The sequence below is a fragment of the Variovorax sp. GW821-FHT09B05 genome, from assembly GCF_059418265.1.
Genome location: NZ_JBWKPN010000017.1, coordinates 40,067 through 55,849, shown reverse-complemented (window position 1 = coordinate 55,849; position 15,783 = coordinate 40,067). Strand labels below are relative to the sequence as shown.

General features: G+C 65.5%; 24 protein-coding genes and 1 tRNA gene. 7 read left to right on the top strand and 18 right to left on the bottom strand.

What is annotated here, in order from left to right; genetic code table 11:
• Positions 1–4: 4 nt before the first annotated feature.
• From AC07RM_RS33165 to AC07RM_RS33145, 5 genes are all read left to right on the top strand, one after another.
• On the top strand, positions 5–280 hold the full coding sequence (locus AC07RM_RS33165; protein WP_495337168.1) for a hypothetical protein: 276 nt from the start codon (positions 5–7) through the stop codon (positions 278–280).
• 29 nt (positions 281–309) lie between these two features.
• Positions 310–717 (top strand): DUF4406 domain-containing protein, encoded by a 408-nt coding sequence (locus tag AC07RM_RS33160; protein WP_495337167.1) that lies wholly within the window; start codon positions 310–312, stop codon positions 715–717.
• Complete coding sequence (locus tag AC07RM_RS33155) at positions 714–2,444, top strand: DNA cytosine methyltransferase (RefSeq protein WP_495337166.1); 1,731 nt, start codon at positions 714–716, stop codon at positions 2,442–2,444. The genes AC07RM_RS33160 and AC07RM_RS33155 overlap by 4 nt, the downstream gene beginning before the upstream one ends.
• Positions 2,441–2,890, top strand: coding sequence for a hypothetical protein (locus AC07RM_RS33150; RefSeq protein ID WP_495337164.1), 450 nt, complete (start codon positions 2,441–2,443; stop codon positions 2,888–2,890). The genes AC07RM_RS33155 and AC07RM_RS33150 overlap by 4 nt, the downstream gene beginning before the upstream one ends.
• A gap of 132 nt (positions 2,891–3,022) precedes the next feature.
• Complete coding sequence (locus tag AC07RM_RS33145) at positions 3,023–4,621, top strand: recombinase family protein (protein WP_495337255.1); 1,599 nt, start codon at positions 3,023–3,025, stop codon at positions 4,619–4,621.
• On the opposite strand, the gene AC07RM_RS33140 is transcribed toward AC07RM_RS33145, so the two are convergent.
• The 18 genes from AC07RM_RS33140 to rplN form a co-directional block, all read right to left on the bottom strand.
• Positions 4,578–4,654, bottom strand: a tRNA-Met gene (locus tag AC07RM_RS33140). The genes AC07RM_RS33145 and AC07RM_RS33140 overlap by 44 nt on opposite strands.
• A gap of 21 nt (positions 4,655–4,675) precedes the next feature.
• The gene (gene rplQ / locus AC07RM_RS33135) at positions 4,676–5,077 is read right to left on the bottom strand and encodes a 50S ribosomal protein L17 (RefSeq protein WP_093351125.1); all 402 of its coding nucleotides are present in this window, start codon (positions 5,075–5,077) and stop codon (positions 4,676–4,678) included.
• A gap of 87 nt (positions 5,078–5,164) precedes the next feature.
• Positions 5,165–6,154 (bottom strand): DNA-directed RNA polymerase subunit alpha, encoded by a 990-nt coding sequence (locus AC07RM_RS33130; protein WP_009124827.1) that lies wholly within the window; start codon positions 6,152–6,154, stop codon positions 5,165–5,167.
• A 145-nt stretch (positions 6,155–6,299) separates the two neighbouring features.
• Positions 6,300–6,923: a 30S ribosomal protein S4 gene (rpsD, locus tag AC07RM_RS33125; RefSeq protein WP_057593153.1), complete on the bottom strand. Its 624-nt coding sequence runs from the start codon at positions 6,921–6,923 to the stop codon at positions 6,300–6,302.
• Positions 6,924–7,053: 130 nt separating this feature from the next.
• Entirely contained in the window at positions 7,054–7,458 is a 405-nt protein-coding gene (gene rpsK, locus AC07RM_RS33120) for a 30S ribosomal protein S11 (protein ID WP_009124825.1), read from the bottom strand.
• A 13-nt stretch (positions 7,459–7,471) separates the two neighbouring features.
• Positions 7,472–7,837 carry a 30S ribosomal protein S13 gene (gene rpsM / locus AC07RM_RS33115; RefSeq protein ID WP_013544105.1) on the bottom strand — a complete coding sequence of 122 codons (366 nt, stop codon included), beginning with the start codon at positions 7,835–7,837 and terminating at the stop codon, positions 7,472–7,474.
• A 23-nt stretch (positions 7,838–7,860) separates the two neighbouring features.
• Positions 7,861–7,974 (bottom strand): 50S ribosomal protein L36, encoded by a 114-nt coding sequence (gene rpmJ, locus AC07RM_RS33110; protein ID WP_038201958.1) that lies wholly within the window; start codon positions 7,972–7,974, stop codon positions 7,861–7,863.
• A 49-nt stretch (positions 7,975–8,023) separates the two neighbouring features.
• Positions 8,024–9,337 (bottom strand): preprotein translocase subunit SecY, encoded by a 1,314-nt coding sequence (gene secY, locus AC07RM_RS33105; RefSeq protein WP_057593152.1) that lies wholly within the window; start codon positions 9,335–9,337, stop codon positions 8,024–8,026.
• A gap of 32 nt (positions 9,338–9,369) precedes the next feature.
• Positions 9,370–9,801, bottom strand: coding sequence for a 50S ribosomal protein L15 (gene rplO / locus AC07RM_RS33100; RefSeq protein WP_093351127.1), 432 nt, complete (start codon positions 9,799–9,801; stop codon positions 9,370–9,372).
• A gap of 11 nt (positions 9,802–9,812) precedes the next feature.
• Positions 9,813–9,998, bottom strand: a complete 186-nt coding sequence (gene rpmD, locus AC07RM_RS33095) for a 50S ribosomal protein L30 (protein ID WP_009124818.1) — start codon at positions 9,996–9,998, stop codon at positions 9,813–9,815.
• A gap of 35 nt (positions 9,999–10,033) precedes the next feature.
• A complete protein-coding gene (rpsE, locus tag AC07RM_RS33090) occupies positions 10,034–10,552 on the bottom strand; it encodes a 30S ribosomal protein S5 (protein WP_093351130.1) in 519 nt (172 codons plus the stop codon).
• Positions 10,553–10,570: 18 nt separating this feature from the next.
• Positions 10,571–10,936 carry a 50S ribosomal protein L18 gene (gene rplR, locus AC07RM_RS33085; RefSeq protein WP_057593190.1) on the bottom strand — a complete coding sequence of 122 codons (366 nt, stop codon included), beginning with the start codon at positions 10,934–10,936 and terminating at the stop codon, positions 10,571–10,573.
• A gap of 14 nt (positions 10,937–10,950) precedes the next feature.
• Positions 10,951–11,484: a 50S ribosomal protein L6 gene (rplF, locus tag AC07RM_RS33080; RefSeq protein WP_093351132.1), complete on the bottom strand. Its 534-nt coding sequence runs from the start codon at positions 11,482–11,484 to the stop codon at positions 10,951–10,953.
• 25 nt (positions 11,485–11,509) lie between these two features.
• Positions 11,510–11,905, bottom strand: coding sequence for a 30S ribosomal protein S8 (gene rpsH, locus AC07RM_RS33075; RefSeq protein WP_093351135.1), 396 nt, complete (start codon positions 11,903–11,905; stop codon positions 11,510–11,512).
• A gap of 20 nt (positions 11,906–11,925) precedes the next feature.
• Positions 11,926–12,231 (bottom strand): 30S ribosomal protein S14, encoded by a 306-nt coding sequence (gene rpsN / locus AC07RM_RS33070; protein ID WP_057593146.1) that lies wholly within the window; start codon positions 12,229–12,231, stop codon positions 11,926–11,928.
• 8 nt (positions 12,232–12,239) lie between these two features.
• On the bottom strand, positions 12,240–12,779 hold the full coding sequence (rplE, locus tag AC07RM_RS33065) for a 50S ribosomal protein L5 (protein ID WP_093351137.1): 540 nt from the start codon (positions 12,777–12,779) through the stop codon (positions 12,240–12,242).
• A gap of 11 nt (positions 12,780–12,790) precedes the next feature.
• On the bottom strand, positions 12,791–13,123 hold the full coding sequence (gene rplX / locus AC07RM_RS33060; RefSeq protein WP_057593144.1) for a 50S ribosomal protein L24: 333 nt from the start codon (positions 13,121–13,123) through the stop codon (positions 12,791–12,793).
• A gap of 13 nt (positions 13,124–13,136) precedes the next feature.
• Complete coding sequence (gene rplN, locus AC07RM_RS33055) at positions 13,137–13,505, bottom strand: 50S ribosomal protein L14 (RefSeq protein ID WP_093351140.1); 369 nt, start codon at positions 13,503–13,505, stop codon at positions 13,137–13,139.
• A gap of 225 nt (positions 13,506–13,730) precedes the next feature.
• Between rplN and AC07RM_RS33050 the strand changes: the two genes are divergently transcribed.
• Together AC07RM_RS33050 and proC are read left to right on the top strand one after the other, a co-directional pair.
• Complete coding sequence (locus tag AC07RM_RS33050) at positions 13,731–14,924, top strand: esterase-like activity of phytase family protein (protein WP_495337163.1); 1,194 nt, start codon at positions 13,731–13,733, stop codon at positions 14,922–14,924.
• Entirely contained in the window at positions 14,921–15,778 is an 858-nt protein-coding gene (gene proC, locus AC07RM_RS33045; RefSeq protein WP_208507706.1) for a pyrroline-5-carboxylate reductase, read from the top strand. Before AC07RM_RS33050 ends, proC begins: the two co-directional genes overlap by 4 nt.
• The last annotated feature ends 5 nt before the right edge of the window (positions 15,779–15,783 follow it).

Sequence of the window (15,783 nt, the reverse complement as noted above, 5' to 3'; positions counted from 1 at the left end):
CGCCATGGCCATGCCGAGTGAGCCCACCGACCAACAGCTGCGCGATGCGTGCGCGCGCATGGCCCAGCGCTTCGGTTGGACTGAGGGCTTTGACGTCGTGATGCAGGACGCGCGCCGCGGGCGCCTCGTGCGTCTCGCAGTCGCCCACCCGAGCGCCTCCGACGTCTCGACGGGCCGCGCGCCTCGCCCGAGCACCCGGCCCCCTTTCAAGCCGCCAGCCACTGGCGCGCCTTTCCTCGATCGCAAGCGCGCGGCCTCTGGTGAGCGCGATGACGAATGACCGCCCTTCCTTCACTAACCCCTGAGACTATGACCAACAAGCCCACTCCCACATTCATCGGCGTCGACCTCGGGCACGAGCGAGACATCACCTTCGACGGTGCATTGACGCCTGTGCATCGCGTCTACGTCGCTGGGCCGATGACCGGCTACGCCGAACTCAACTTCCCGGCGTTCCGGACCGAGGCCGCTGCGCTGCGCGCCGCGGGCCTCGACGTCATCAACCCCGCCGAGATCAACGTCGATCCCAGCGCCGGCTGGAGCGCATGCATGCGTGCCGACATCGCGCAGCTCGTGACCTGTGACCGCATCCATCTGCTGCCCGGCTGGTCGCGAAGCACGGGAGCGACGCTGGAGCACCACATCGCGCGCGCCCTCGGTCTGGTCGTTACGTTGGCCGAAGGTGCCGAAGCAAACGTGCAGGAGCCTCGGCAATGAACAGCACCATTGAAATCCTGCATGGCCACCTGTTTTGCGGTCTCGGCGGCGGAGCCAAGGGCTTCAACGCGGCGCGGCCGATGCTCGGGATGCAGCGCGCACGCTTCCGCTGCACCGGCGGCATCGACAACGACGCTGCGGCAATCCGAGACTTCACGCGCGCCGCGGGCGTGGCCGGCACGGTGCTGGACATGTTCGACCGCGACCAGTACACCGCATTCCATGGCGCTCAGCCCCCGGCCGGCTGGCGCGAAGCCACGCCGGCGGACATACACGCGGCCTTCCATCACGAGCGGCCGCACATCGTCTTCCTGTCGGCACCCTGCAAGGGCTTCAGCGGACTGCTCGCCGAGGGCAAGAGCAAGACCGACAAGTACCAAGCGCTGAATCGCTTGACCCTGCGCGGGATCTGGCTGCTGCTCGAAGCCTACAAGGATGACCCGGTCGAGCTGCTGCTCTTTGAGAACGTGCCGCGGATCGCGACGCGTGGGCGCCATCTGCTCGATCAGATCGGCGATCTGCTGCGCGCCTACGGCTATGCGGTCGCCGAGACCACGCACGACTGCGGCGAGCTGGCCGGCCTGGCCCAGAGCCGGAAGCGATTCCTGCTCGTGGCTCGCCACGTCGGCAAGGTCGCGCCGTTCCTCTACGAACCGGCGAAGAAGTCGCTGCGCGCCGTCGGCGACGTGCTGGGCCGCATGCTGCTGCCGGGCGATCTACGCGCCGGCCCGATGCATCGGGTTCCGTCGCTCCAGTGGAAGACGTGGGTTCGGCTGGCATTCGTGCGCGCCGGCGGCGACTGGCGCAGCCTGAACGAATTGGCCGTGGAGGACGGCTACTTGCGCGACTACGCAATCGCGCGGCAGCTGCCGGCGGCGACGGTCGCGGTTGATGACGTTCGCTTTGTGCAGTCGCACCTATGGAAGGATGGCCAGGCGCTGGGCGTTCGGCGGTGGGAAGACAGCACCGGCGCGATCGCCGGACAACAGGGCCCGCTTCAAGGTGCCTACAGCGTGGCCGATCCTCGCCATGCTGGGCCGGCGAAGCATTCGAACGAGTTCCGCATCGTCGACTGGGGCCGAGCATCCAACGCAGTGACCAGTGCGCACGGCACCGGGCAGGCCGTGGCGGACCCGCGACCGGGCTGGGAACGCCACAGCAACAACCTCGTCGTCGAAGAGTGGGAGGCCTCTTCGCGCGCTGTCATCGCAGGGGGAAAGGGCGTGCAAGGCGGATGGCTATCGGTCGCGGACCCGCGGCCGGACATGCACCGCGCCGCAGGCGATGCCTACCTCACGGGCGGCCACTACGGCGTTATCGCGTGGGAGGGCCTGAGCGGCGCAGTGAGCGCGTCGGCATGCCACGACAACGGCAGATGGAGCGTGGCCGATCCGAGGCCGATGCCTGCGCAGGCCGAGAAGATGGTGTGCCGCATCGCGGCTCTGGACGGTACATGGCACCGGCCTTTCACGACGCTGGAGCTGGCCGCGCTGCAGTCGCTGGTCGATCCCGAGGAACAGCTCGAACTCGACGGCCTGAGCGATCAGGCCTGGCGCGAGCGAATCGGCAACGCCGTGCCGCCAGCAGCTGCAACGGCGATCGCCGAGGAAATGGGTCGCACGCTCATGCTCGCGTGGAGCGGCGAGACCTTCGCGCTCGGCAGCACGCCGATCTGGGTGCGCAACGTCGCCGTCGCGCTAAGCCTGCCCGGAGGTGCCACGCAATGAAGACCCGCCCGGCATTCAGCCTTGACCGCCGCTGCAGCGCCGCCATGCGCCGCATCGACGCCTTCATCGATGAGCGCGTTGCGGTGGAGAAAGCCCACGTCGCGTCCGACTTTCAGCGGCTGCGCCGCGCGCGTGGACTTCCACCCATCGCGCTCGCCAGCTGGAAGCACTACCGCATGCCCGAGCGATTCGCCTGCCCGGAGTGCGGCGGCCGCGTCGCGATCGAGGTGGACGAATGGAGCGAGGCCACCGGCATTCCTTCCGCTGGCGGCGTCCGAGTGCTGTGCATCGCCGAAGAGGACGAACTCGATCGCGCGATGCAGGCGGGCCACGATCCGGCGTGGACGCATCGCCACTGGCAAGACCTCGGATGGATGGGCTTGATTCGACGCGTCGAGAGGTTTTGCGCCTCCTCGGTGCGCGTGGTCGAGGAGGGCGGCCGGTGAAAGAACGAGCTGTGCCGGCCCGAAATCCGGGCGCGGATACCATGCGCCACCCAGCAGACCGCGCCGCCGCTCGTTCTCGGCTGGTCGAAATCATCGCCCGACAACTCGTCAACCAGACCATCCAAGAACGTCATGCGAACCTGCCTGTACGCCCGATACAGCACTGACAACCAGAGCCAGAACAGCATCGAGGACCAGCTACGCGCATGTCGCGAGCGCGCTGCTCGGGAAGGTTGGACCATCGCCATGGTGCACGCTGACGAGGGGATCAGCGGCGCGACGCCTGTGGCCCTCCGTGCCGGCGGAAAGGCGCTGCTGGCCGACGCGTTGGCCGACCGGATTGACGTCTTAATCGTGGAAGGGCTCGACCGCATCACGCGCGACCTGGCCGAGCAAGAGCGCACCGTCAAGCGGCTGGAGCACCGCGGTATCCGCCTTATCGGCACCGCCGATGGCTACGACACCCAGGCCGCCGGCCGCAAGGTGATGCGCATCGCGCGCGGGCTGGTGAACGAGCTGTATCTCGATGACCTCCGAAAGAAGACGCACCGCGGCCTGCAGGGGCAGTTCGAGCGCGGCATGGCCGCAGGAGGCCGGACCTACGGATACACCAGCATCCCCGTCGAGGGTGGGCATCGCATCGTCGTCGACGAAGAGCAGGCCAAGCATGTGCGCTGGATCTACGAGCAAGTCGCCGCGGGCGTCACCCTGCGCAGCATCGTCTACGCGCTGAACGCTCAAGGGGTGCCCAGCCCGCGCGGCAACGGCTGGGCCGCCAGTGCGCTGGTGGGCAATGCCAAGATGGGTGACGGCCTGCTCAATAACGAGATCTACATCGGCCGCCTCGTCTGGAATCGCCGGCAGTGGCTCAAGGACCCGGACACGGGCAAGCGCCTTCCGGTGGCGAGGCCTCGCGAGGAATGGCTCGTGCGCGAGTCCCCGGAGCTGCGCATCATCGACCAGGCGCTCTGGGATCAGACGCGCCCGAACGAACTCAAGCGCGGCAATCCGACGCGAGGCCGCCCCCATGGCACGCTGTTCGGCGGCCTGCTGCGCTGCGACGCCTGCGGCGGCCCCATCACAGCCATCAACGGGAGTCGGTACGGCTGCAGCGCGCACAAGGACAAGGGGCCGACCGCATGCACAAGCTCGGCGACGTGGCGACGGACCGACGTCGACCAGCGCCTGCTGGCCGAGCTGCGCGAGGACCTGCTCAGCCCGGAAGCACTGGCCGAGGTGCAGACCACCGTCAAGCGCCTGCTGGCCGAGCTGGATGGCGGGCAAGAGCGTGCGCAGGCGGCTGCGCGCCGGCGCGGCGTTGAGCTCGATCGCGAGATACAGCGCATCGTCGATGCGATCGTCGCCGTCGGCGCGAGCGAGGCCCTGGCCGCGCGCCTTCGCGATGCAGAACTGGAGCGGAAGACTCTGCAGGCCACGCTAGAACAGGCGCCAGCGCCGCTGGCCAGCGCCGGCGAGATAGCGGCGCGCTACCGCCAGCTGGTCATGAACTTGAAGGAAACGCTGAGCGGCGATGCGAGCACGGTGTCGCAGGCTCGGCCCGTCATCGCGGGCCTGCTCGGCTCAGTCACGCTGCTGCGCGACGCTGACACCGGCGAGAGCTGGGCCAGAATGAAAAATCCCGCCGAGCAACTGCTTGTAGCAGCTGCTGGCGGGACGTCTCTAATGATGGTTGCGCGAGCAAGATTTGAACTTGCGACCTTTGGGTTATGAGCCCAACGAGCTACCAGGCTGCTCCATCGCGCGGCAAGAGATAAATTATAGCACTTATTCGGCGGCGTTCTGGTCGGCGGCAGAAACTTCGCTCACTTCAGGGCGATCGACGAGTTCGACCAGCGCCATCGGCGCGTTGTCGCCCACGCGGAAACCCATCTTGAGGATGCGGGTGTAGCCACCGGGACGCGCGGCGAAGCGCGGGCCCAGTTCGCCGAACAGCTTGACGACGGAGTCGCGGCTGCGCAGGCGGTCGAAGGCCAGGCGCTTGTTGGCGACGGTGGGCTTCTTGGCGAGCGTGATCATCGGCTCGATGACGCGGCGCAGTTCCTTGGCCTTGGGGACCGTGGTCTTGATGACTTCGTGCTCGATGAGCGAGTTCATCATGTTCTGCAGCATCGCGAGGCGGTGCGAGCTGGTGCGGTTGAGTTTGCGGAGTCCGTGTCCGTGACGCATGGTGCTTTCCTTTGCTTTTTGAAGAACGGGCAGCCGTGTCAGGTACTGCCCGGTGCACTGGCCCTTTTCAGAGGGCCGTTAAAAAAATCAACGCTTGTCGAGGCCGGCCGGCGGCCAGCTTTCGAGCTTCATACCCAGGGTCAGGCCGCGCGAGGCGAGCACTTCCTTGATTTCGTTGAGCGACTTGCGACCCAGGTTGGGGGTCTTGAGCAGCTCGTTCTCGGTACGCTGGATCAGGTCGCCGATGTAGTAGATGTTTTCGGCCTTCAGGCAGTTGGCCGAACGCACGGTGAGCTCGAGCTCGTCGACCGGGCGCAGCAGGATCGGGTCGAACTGCTGTGCGCTGCGCGGTGCCGGGGCATCGAACGCGGCCAGTTCGCCGCCTTCGAGTTGCGCGAACACAGCGAGCTGCTCGACCAGGATCTTGGCCGAGGCGCGCACGGCGTCTTCGGCGGTGATCGCGCCGTTGGTCTCGATTTCGACCAGCAGCTTGTCGAGGTCGGTGCGCTGCTCGACGCGGGCGCTTTCGACGGTGTAGCTCACGCGCTTCACGGGCGAGAACGAAGCATCGAGAACGATGCGGCCGATCGACTTGGTCGGCTCGTCGGCATAGCGGCGCATCGTGCCGGGCACGTAGCCGCGGCCCTTCTCGACCTTGATCTGCATGTCGAGCTTGCCACCTTGCGACAGGTGAGCGATCACGTGGTCGGGATTGATGATCTCGACGTCGTGCGGGGTCTGGATGTCCGAGGCCAGGACCGGGCCTTCGCCGTCCTTGCGCAGGCTCAGCGTGACTTCATCGCGGTTGTGGAGCTTGAACACCACGCCCTTGAGGTTCAGCAGGATGTTGACGACGTCTTCCTGCACGCCATCGATCGACGAGTACTCGTGCAGAACGCCGGCGATCGTGACTTCGGTGGCCGAATAACCGACCATGGACGACAGCAGCACGCGACGCAGCGCGTTGCCGAGCGTGTGGCCGTAGCCGCGCTCGAAAGGCTCGAGCGTCACCTTGGCCTTGTTGGCCGCGAGTTGCTCGACCTGGATGGTCTTGGGTTTCAGCAGGGTGGTTTGCATGCAGACTTCCTCTCAATACCCCCGGCTCGTTACACCGGTAAGGCTGGTGAAGCGCCTGGCCCGCAGCGCGAGTGCGGCACGAACCAGGAACGTGAACAACAAAAACAGGACTCCCGCCGCCGCTTGCGCGGTGCGGGAGTGGAAATCAACGCGAATACAGTTCGACGATCAGCGATTCGTTGATGTCCGCAGCGAACTCGTCGCGGTCCGGGACCTTCTTGAAGGTGCCTTCGGCCTTGTCGGCATTGACGTCGACCCAGCCGGGGATACCGACTTGCTGGGCGAGTTGCAGTGCTTCGACGACGCGGTTCTGCTTCTTCGACTTCTCGCGCACGGCGATCACGTCGCCGGTCTTCACCAGGTACGACGGGATGTTGACCGACTGGCCGTTCACCGTGATCGCCTTGTGCGACACGAGCTGGCGCGCTTCGGCGCGGGTCGAGCCGAAGCCCATGCGGTAGACGACGTTGTCCAGGCGCGACTCGAGCAGGAACAGCAGGTTGGCGCCGGTGTTGCCACGGCGGCGATCGGCTTCTTCGAAGTAGCGGCGGAACTGCTTCTCGAGCACGCCGTACATGCGCTTGACCTTCTGCTTCTCACGCAGCTGCAGACCGTAGTCCGAGGTGCGCTGACCCGAGGTACGGCCGTGCTGGCCGGGCTTGGAGTCGAACTTGGCCTTGTCCTGGATCGAGCGGCGGGCGCTCTTCAGGAACAGGTCGGTGCCTTCGCGGCGGGAAAGTTTGGCCTTGGGGCCGAGGTAGCGTGCCACGTCTTTTCCTTTGTTTGCTGCCGCAGTCGCCTGCGGGAGCCATCGACAACAGAGTGCCGATGGCGGTGGGCTTAGTTAAAAAACAAATGCGCAGCCGCTTTGAAACGGCTGCGCCTGAGGGGGCTGACGCTCAGATGCGACGACGCTTCTGGGGACGGCAGCCGTTGTGCGGAACGGGCGTCACGTCGGCAATGGAATTGATCCGGATGCCGAGCGCAGCCAGTGCGCGCACCGACGATTCGCGACCGGGGCCGGGGCCCTTGATCTCGACGTCGAGGTTCTTGATGCCTTGTTCGACAGCAGCACGGCCGGCCACTTCGGAAGCGACCTGCGCAGCGAACGGGGTCGACTTGCGCGAGCCCTTGAAGCCCTGGCCCCCCGACGAAGCCCACGACAGGGCGTTGCCCTGGCGATCGGTGATCGTGATGATGGTGTTGTTGAACGAGGCGTGCACGTGAGCGATGCCGTCCGCAACGTTCTTGCGAACCTTCTTGCGAACGCGCTGTGCGGCGTTGTTGGCAGGAGCTTTAGCCATGCTGTTTCAATCCTTACTTCTTCAGGGACTGCGCAGCCTTGCGCGGACCCTTGCGGGTGCGGGCATTGGTGCGCGTGCGCTGGCCGCGCATCGGCAGGCCGCGACGATGACGGAAGCCGCGGTAGCAGCCGATGTCCATCAAGCGCTTGATGTTCATCGTCGTCTCGCGGCGCAGGTCGCCTTCGATCGTGAACAAGGCGATCTGGTCGCGGATCTTTTCGAGATCGGCGTCCGTCAGATCCTTGATCTTCTTCGAATATTCGATGCCGCTCGCTTCGCAGATTTGACGGGCGCGGGTGCGACCGATACCGAAGATGGCGGTCAGGCCGATCTCAGCGTGCTTGTGCGGCGGAATGTTGATGCCAGCAATACGTGCCATGTGCGTCCTCTAATACTCTTTGATCAACCCTGGCGCTGCTTGTGGCGCGGGTCGGTACAGATCACGCGCACCACACCCTTGCGGCGGATGATCTTGCAATTACGGCAGATGGTTTTGACCGAAGCCGAAACTCTCATTTCATTCTCCTAAAACTCTGTTCAACCCGGCGGGCCAGTGCCCTGTGCCTTACGAAGTCTTGAAATTGGCCTTCTTCAGCAGCGACTCGTACTGCTGGGACATCATGTAGTTTTGGACCTGGGCCATGAAGTCCATCGTGACGACCACGATGATCAACAGGGAGGTACCGCCGAAATAGAACGGAACGTTGTATTTCAGGATCAGGAACTCGGGCAGCAGGCAGACGAAGGTGATGTACACCGCGCCGGCCAACGTCAGGCGAACCAGAATCTTGTCGATGTAGCGCGCCGTCTGGTCACCCGGGCGGATGCCCGGAATGAACGCACCGCTCTTCTTCAGGTTGTCGGCGGTCTCGCGGCTGTTGAACACGAGGGCCGTATAGAAGAAGCAGAAGAACACGATCGCGGCGGCATACAGCAGCACGTAGATCGGCTCGCCCGGGCGCAGCGCGCTGGCCACATCCTTGATCCAGCGGAACCCGCCTTCGCCGGTGCTGAACCAGCCCACCACCGTCGCCGGCAGCAGAATGATCGAGGACGCGAAGATCGGCGGAATCACACCGGCCATGTTCAGCTTCAGCGGCAGGTGCGACGACTGACCGCCATACACCTTGTTGCCGACCTGGCGCCGCGCATAGTTCACGAGGATCTTGCGCTGGCCGCGTTCGACGAACACCACGAAGTAGGTGACCAGCACCACCACCGCGACGATGAACAGCGCGATGATCACGTTCATGGCGCCGGTACGAACCAGCTCCAGCAGACCGCCGATGGCGTTCGGCAGACCGGCGGCGATACCCGCGAAGATCAGGATCGAGATGCCGTTGCCCAGGCCACGTTCGGTGATCTGCTCGCCGAGCCACATCAGGAACATCGAACCTGCCGTCAGGCTCACCATGGCGGTGATCCGGAAGCCGAAGCCGGGCGAGATCACCAGGCCAGCCGACGACTCGAGCGCCACTGCGATGCTGAACGACTGGAACAGCGCCAGACCCAGTGCACCGTAACGGGTGTACTGCGTGATCTTGCGGCGACCGGCCTCGCCTTCCTTCTTCAATTGCTCGAAGCTCGGAAGCACGTAGGTCATCAGCTGCATGATGATCGACGCCGAGATGTACGGCATGATCCCCAGCGCAAACACCGTGAAACGCGACAGCGCGCCACCCGAGAACATGTTGAACAGGCTCAGGATGCCGCCCTGCTGCCCCTGGAACAACGCCGCGAGCTGGTCGGGGTTGATGCCGGGCACGGGAATGTGCGCGCCGATCCGGTAGACCACGAGCGCGAGCAGCAAGAAGACCAGCCGGCGACGCAGGTCACCGAACTTGCCCGTCTTTGCGATCGTTGCCGCGTTAGTTGCCACGAGGAGCTTCTTTCAGTCCGAAGGTCTGTCGATCAGGCGACGCTGCCGCCGGCCGCTTCGATCGCGGCCTTGGCACCAGCGGTGGCACCGACGCCCGTCAGCTTGACGGCCTTGGTGAGTTCGCCGGTCTTGATGATCTTCACCACCTTGGCGAGCTGGCCCACAAGGCCGGCTTGCTTCAGGGCGAGCACATCGACTTCGGCCAGGCCGAGCTGCTCGAGAGCAGCCAGCGTGACTTCGGCGTTGAACTTGAGCGTCTGCGACTTGAAGCCACGCTTCGGCAGGCGACGCTGCAGCGGCATTTGACCGCCTTCGAAGCCGACCTTGTGGAAACCGCCTGCGCGCGACTTCTGGCCCTTGTGACCGCGACCCGCGGTCTTGCCGATGCCGGAGCCGATACCGCGGCCAACGCGGCGCTTGGCGTGCTTGGCGCCATCCGCCGGCTTGATGCCATTGAGTTCCATATCAGTCTCTCTTACAGAACTTTGACCAGATAACTGATCTTGTTGATCATGCCGCGCACCGCGGGGGTGTCCTGCAGTTCGCTCACGCTGTTGAGCTTGCGCAGGCCCAGGCCACGAACGGTGGCACGGTGCGATTCCTTGGTGCCGATCGGGCTCTTGACCAATTGCACCTTCAGGGTTTGTTGTTGCGTCGTCATTTGAATGCTTCCTTCAGCCTTGCAAGAGCTCGCGCTCAGGCGAAGATTTCTTCGACGGTCAGGCCGCGCTTGGCAGCCACTGCGGACGCGGTCGTCGAATTCTTCAACCCGTCGAGCGTGGCGCGAACCATGTTGTAGGGATTCGACGAACCATGGCTCTTGGCCACGATGTCGGTGATGCCCAAGACTTCGAACACGGCGCGCATCGGGCCGCCGGCGATGATGCCGGTACCCTTGGGGGCCGGGTACATCACGACCGTGGAGGCGCCGTGGTGGCCCTGCACCTGGTGGTGCAGCGTGCCGTTCTTGATCGGAGCCTTGAACAGATTGCGACGGGCTTCTTCCATCGCCTTCTGCACGGCAGCGGGCACTTCCTTCGACTTGCCCTTGCCCATGCCGACGCGGCCATCGCCGTCACCGACCACGGTGAGTGCTGCGAAACCGAGGATACGACCACCCTTCACCACCTTGGTGACGCGGTTGATCGCGATCATCTTCTCGCGCAGACCGTCCTCGGGGCCTTCGTTCTGCGTTCTTGCCTGAATCTTTGCCATTTTGAATCTCGTGTCCGGTTAGAACTGCAGGCCGGCTTCGCGGGCGGCATCGGCCAGCGCCTTGACGCGGCCGTGGTACGCAAAACCTGCGCGGTCGAAGGCAACCTTCTCGACGCCGGCGGCCTTCGCCTTTTCGGCGATGCGCTTGCCGATGGCGGTGGCTGCAGCGGTGTTGCCACCCTTGCCCGAGCCGCCGAGCGCGGTGCGCACTTCGGCTTCGGCGGTGGAGGCCGTGGCCAGCACCTTCGAGCCGTCGCCAGAGATGACGGTCGCGTAGATGTGCAGGTTGGTACGGTTCACCGTGAGGCGAGCCACACCCTGCGTCGCGATGCGGATGCGGGTCTGGCGCGAACGGCGGAGACGCTGTGCTTTTTTGGTCAACATCATTTTGCTGCCCCTTACTTCTTCTTGGTCTCTTTGATCACGATCTTCTCGTCCGCATAACGGATACCCTTGCCCTTGTAGGGCTCGGGCGGACGAACGGCACGGATCTCAGCGGCCACTTGGCCGACGCGCTGGCGGTCGGCACCCTTGATCACGATTTCGGTCGGGGTCGCGGTGGCCACCGTGATGCCTTGCGGCATGTCGATGTTGACCGGGTGCGAGTAACCGACTTGCAGGTTCAACTTGGAACCTTGGGCGGCGGCCTTGTAGCCCACGCCAACCAGGTTGAGCTTCTTCTCGAAGCCCTTGGTCACGCCGACCACCATGTTGTTCACGAGCTGACGAATCGTGCCGCTCATCGCGTTGGCTTCACGCGAATCGTTGGCCGGCTCGAAGCTCAGCTTGCCGTCCTTGCTGACGACGTTGACCAGTGCGTTGCGCGCGAGGCTGAGCGAACCGCCCGTGCCCTTGACGCTGATCTGGTCTTCCTTGATCGACACATCCACGCCTTGGGGGATGGCGACCGGCGATTTTCCTACTCGGGACATTTCAGTGTTCTCCTCGATGTCTCGGTCAGGCGACGTAGCACAGCACTTCGCCACCGACACCGGAGGCGCGTGCCTTGCGGTCGGTCATCACGCCCTGGGGGGTCGTGACGATCGCAACGCCGAGGCCGTTCTGGACTTGCGGAATGGCAGTGCTGGACTTGTAGACGCGCAGGCCGGGGCGGCTCACGCGCTCGATGCGCTCGATGACCGGGCGACCAGCGTAGTACTTCAGCGAAATTTCGAGTTCGCTCTTGCCGGCTTCGGTCTTGACCTGGAAGCCGTCGATGTAGCCCTCGTCCTTCAGGACCTGCGCGATCGCGATCTTCACCTTGGAAGACGGGACCGACACAGTGGGCTTCGCCACCATCTGCGCGTTGCGGATACGCGTCAGCAGGTCGGCAATGGGATCACTCATGCTCATGTTGTTTGCTCCTGCCTGGCTTACCAGCTGGCCTTGATGACACCGGGGATGTCACCGTTGAAGGCCAGTTCGCGGATCTTGGCGCGGGCCAGACCGAATTGACGGAAGGTGCCGCGCGGACGACCGGTGATTTCGCAACGGTTGCGTTGACGCGTGGGGTTCGCGTTGCGCGGGAGCTTTTGCAGTGCCAGGCGGGCGGCTGCGCGCTCTTCTTCGGTCTTCTTGAGGTCGTTCGAGGCGGCCTTCAGTTCGGCGTGCTTGGCGGCGAACTTGGCAACCAGCTTGTCGCGCTTGAGTTCGCGCTGGATCAAAGATGCTTTAGCCACGAATCACCTCAGTTCTTGAACGGGAAACGGAAGCCGGCGAGCAGCGCCTTGGCTTCTTCATCGGTCTTGGCCGTCGTCGTGATGCTGATGTTCAGACCACGCAGGGCGTCGACCTTGTCGTACTCGATCTCGGGGAAAATGATCTGCTCTTTCACACCGATGTTGTAGTTGCCGCGACCGTCGAAGGCACGACCCGAGATACCGCGGAAGTCGCGAACGCGGGGCAGAGCCACCGTCACGAAGCGGTCCAGGAATTCGTACATCTGGACGCCGCGCAGCGTGACCATGCAGCCGATGGGTTGGTTCTCGCGGATCTTGAAACCGGCGATGGCCTTCTTCGACTTGGTGACCACGGGCTTCTGGCCGGCGATCTTGGTCAGGTCGGCGACGGCGTTGTCGAGGACCTTCTTGTCGGCGACAGCTTCACCCACGCCCATGTTGAGCGTGATCTTGGTGAGGCGCGGAACCTGCATCGGCGAGACATAACCGAACTTCTCGGTCAGGTCCTTGGCGATCTTTTCGCGATAGTGTTGTTGGAGACGTGCCATCTGAGTACCTCTTAGGCGATCTTGATTTCTTCGCCGCTGGACTTGAAGACACGCACTGCGACGCGCTTGCCTTCGGCATCCTGGCTCACCTTGATGCCCACGCGATCGGCCTTGCCGGTCGCGGCATTGAAGATCGCCACGTTGGATTGGTGAATCGGCATGGCCTTCTCGACGATGCCACCGGTCGTGCCCTTGAGCGGGTTCGGCTTGGTGTGCTTCTTGACGAGGTTGATGCCTTCGACGAGCACGTGCGAGTCGTCCTTGCGCAGCGTCACGACGCCGCGCTTGCCCTTGTCGCGGCCGGCCAACACGATGACCTGGTCGCCTTTGCGAATCTTGTTCATGGCGTTGTTGTCCTTAGAGAACTTCGGGTGCCAGCGACACGATCTTCATGAACTTCTCGGTGCGCAGTTCGCGCGTCACCGGTCCGAAGATGCGGGTGCCGATCGGCTCCAGCTTGGCGTTGAGCAGCACGGCGGCATTGCCGTCGAACTTGACGAGCGAACCGTCGCTGCGACGGATGCCCTTGGCGGTGCGCACGACCACTGCGCTGTAGATCTCGCCCTTCTTGACGCGACCACGCGGAGCGGCTTCCTTGATGCTGACCTTGATGACGTCGCCCACGCTGGCATAACGCCGCTTGGAGCCACCGAGCACCTTGATACACAGGACGGACTTCGCGCCTGTGTTGTCGGCCACTTCGAGCCGGGATTCAGTTTGGATCATTTCTTGATATTCCCAACTTGTACCAATGCGCGGCCCGGAGGGATTCGCGTGTCTCGCATCGGTCAGTCTTGGGCCCGCCGTCCGCGCCTCGAACCACTCGAAGCGCTTCCCGTTTGGGCTGAAATCTTCGCCTTTTTGAAGCGAAGCCCGCGATTGTGGCACCCGCCTGCTTCGATGTCAACTGCCTTCTTTGCGCCGCCCGCCAAGACACTAGACTCTGGCCCCGTGCGCCCTCCTGCCCCCACCCCCTCGTTCTCGACCACCCGCCGCCTCGTGCTGGGCGGCCTTGCGGGGGCCGCCGGCGCCCTGGCGCTGGGCGTCGCCGGCTGCGGCGCCCCGGCGGCCGCGCCCGATGCCCCGGCGCCCGTCCGGCTGCGCCGCCTCGCGGAAGCCCGCTGGCCGCACCGGCTCTCCATCGGCGGCACGCCGGCGGGCGGGCTCTCGGGCATCGACTTCGACGCCCGCGCAGGTGAGTACCTGCTCCTGAGCGACGACCGGTCGGACCTGGCGCCCGTGCGCTTCTATATGGCGCGCTGGCCCGCGCCCTGGAGCGCCGCGCCCGAAGCCACCGGTGTCGTCGAACTGCAACGCCCGGGCGGCGGCCCCTGGCCTTCGCGCCGCCAGGCCATCGCCGGCCTGCCGGTGCCCGACCCCGAATCGCTGCGCCTGCGCCCCGACACCGGCACCCTGCTGTGGAGCAGCGAGGGCGACCTCGCGCGCGGCTTCGGCCCCGCGCTCTACGAATCGGCGCGCGATGGGCGTTTCCTGCGCGAATTCGCGCTGCCCGCCCTGTTCCAGCCCGACCCGGCCCAGCGCCGCGGCGCGCGCGACAACCTCGCCTTCGAGGGCCTCGCGCTGACGCCCGATGGCCGCACGGCCTGGCTGGCGATGGAGAACGCGCTGATCCAGGACGGCCCCGTGCCCACGGTCGACGCCGCCGGCGGCCCCTGCCGCTTCACGCGCATCGACCTGGCCAGCGGCCGGGCGACCGGCCAGCTCGCCTATGTGCCCGATGCCATCCCCCTGCGTCCGCTGCTGCCGGGCACCTATGCCGACAACGGCGTGAGCGAGGTGCTGATGATCGACGCGCACCGCATGCTGGTGCTCGAGCGTGCCTACGCCGCCGGCACCGGGAATTCGCTGCGCCTCTATGAAATAGACACCCGCGGCGGCAGCGACGTGCTGGGCCTGGAGGCGCTGGCCCCTGGCAACCACCGGCCGGTCGCCAAGACCCTGGTCGCCGATTTCTCCCGGCTCGGGGCCGACAACGGCCTCTCGCGCCTCGACAACAGCGAGGGCATGTGCTGGGGCCCGCCGCTGCCCGGTGGCGGGCGGACGCTGATGATCGTCAGCGACGACAATTTCAACCCGCTGCAGATCACGCAGTTCGCCGCCTTCGAATTCCTCGACCGACCATGACCATCGCCGCCACCTTCCTGCCCCGCAACGCCCCCGCGCCGCTGCCGCCCATCGCCTTCATCGGCGGCGGCAACATGGCCAGCGCCATCATCGGCGGGCTGATCCAGCAAGGCACGCCGGCCACCTCCTTCGAGGTGGTCGAGCCCTTCGAGGAGGCGCGCGCCAGGCTGGCCAACACCTTCGGCATCGCGGCCCAGCCGGAGGCCGGCGCGGCACTGTCGCGCTGCGCGGTGGTGGTCTGGGCGGTCAAGCCCCAGACCTTCGCCGAGGCCACGCGCCCGGTGCGCCCCTTCGCCGAAAACGCCCTGCACCTGAGCGTGGCCGCGGGCATCCCGTCCGACAGCATCGCCCGCTGGCTGGCCACCGAGCGCGTGGTGCGGGCCATGCCGAACACGCCGGCGCTGGTCGGCCAGGGCATGACGGGCCTGTTCGCGCGCGCCGGTGCCGACGGCGCCGACCGCGCGCTGGTCGGCCAGTTGCTGACGCCCACGGGTGAGCTGATCTGGGTCGACGAAGAACCCGCGCTCGACGCGGTGACCGCGATGTCGGGCTCGGGCCCGGCCTACGTGTTCTATTTCATCGAGGCCATGACCGAGGCCGGCATCGAGATGGGCCTCACGCCCGACCAGGCGCAGCGCCTGGCGATCGGCACCTTCACCGGCGCCTCGGCGCTGGCCGACAGCGCGCACGAGCCGCCCGCGGTGCTGCGCGAGCGCGTGACCTCCAAGGGCGGCACCACCTACGCGGCGATCAGCGCGCTGCAGCAGGCCGACGTCAAGGGGCAGTTCAAGACCGCGATCCGCGCGGCGCAGAAGCGCGCGGCCGAGCTCGGCGAGGAATTCGGCCGCGGCTGAGGGCC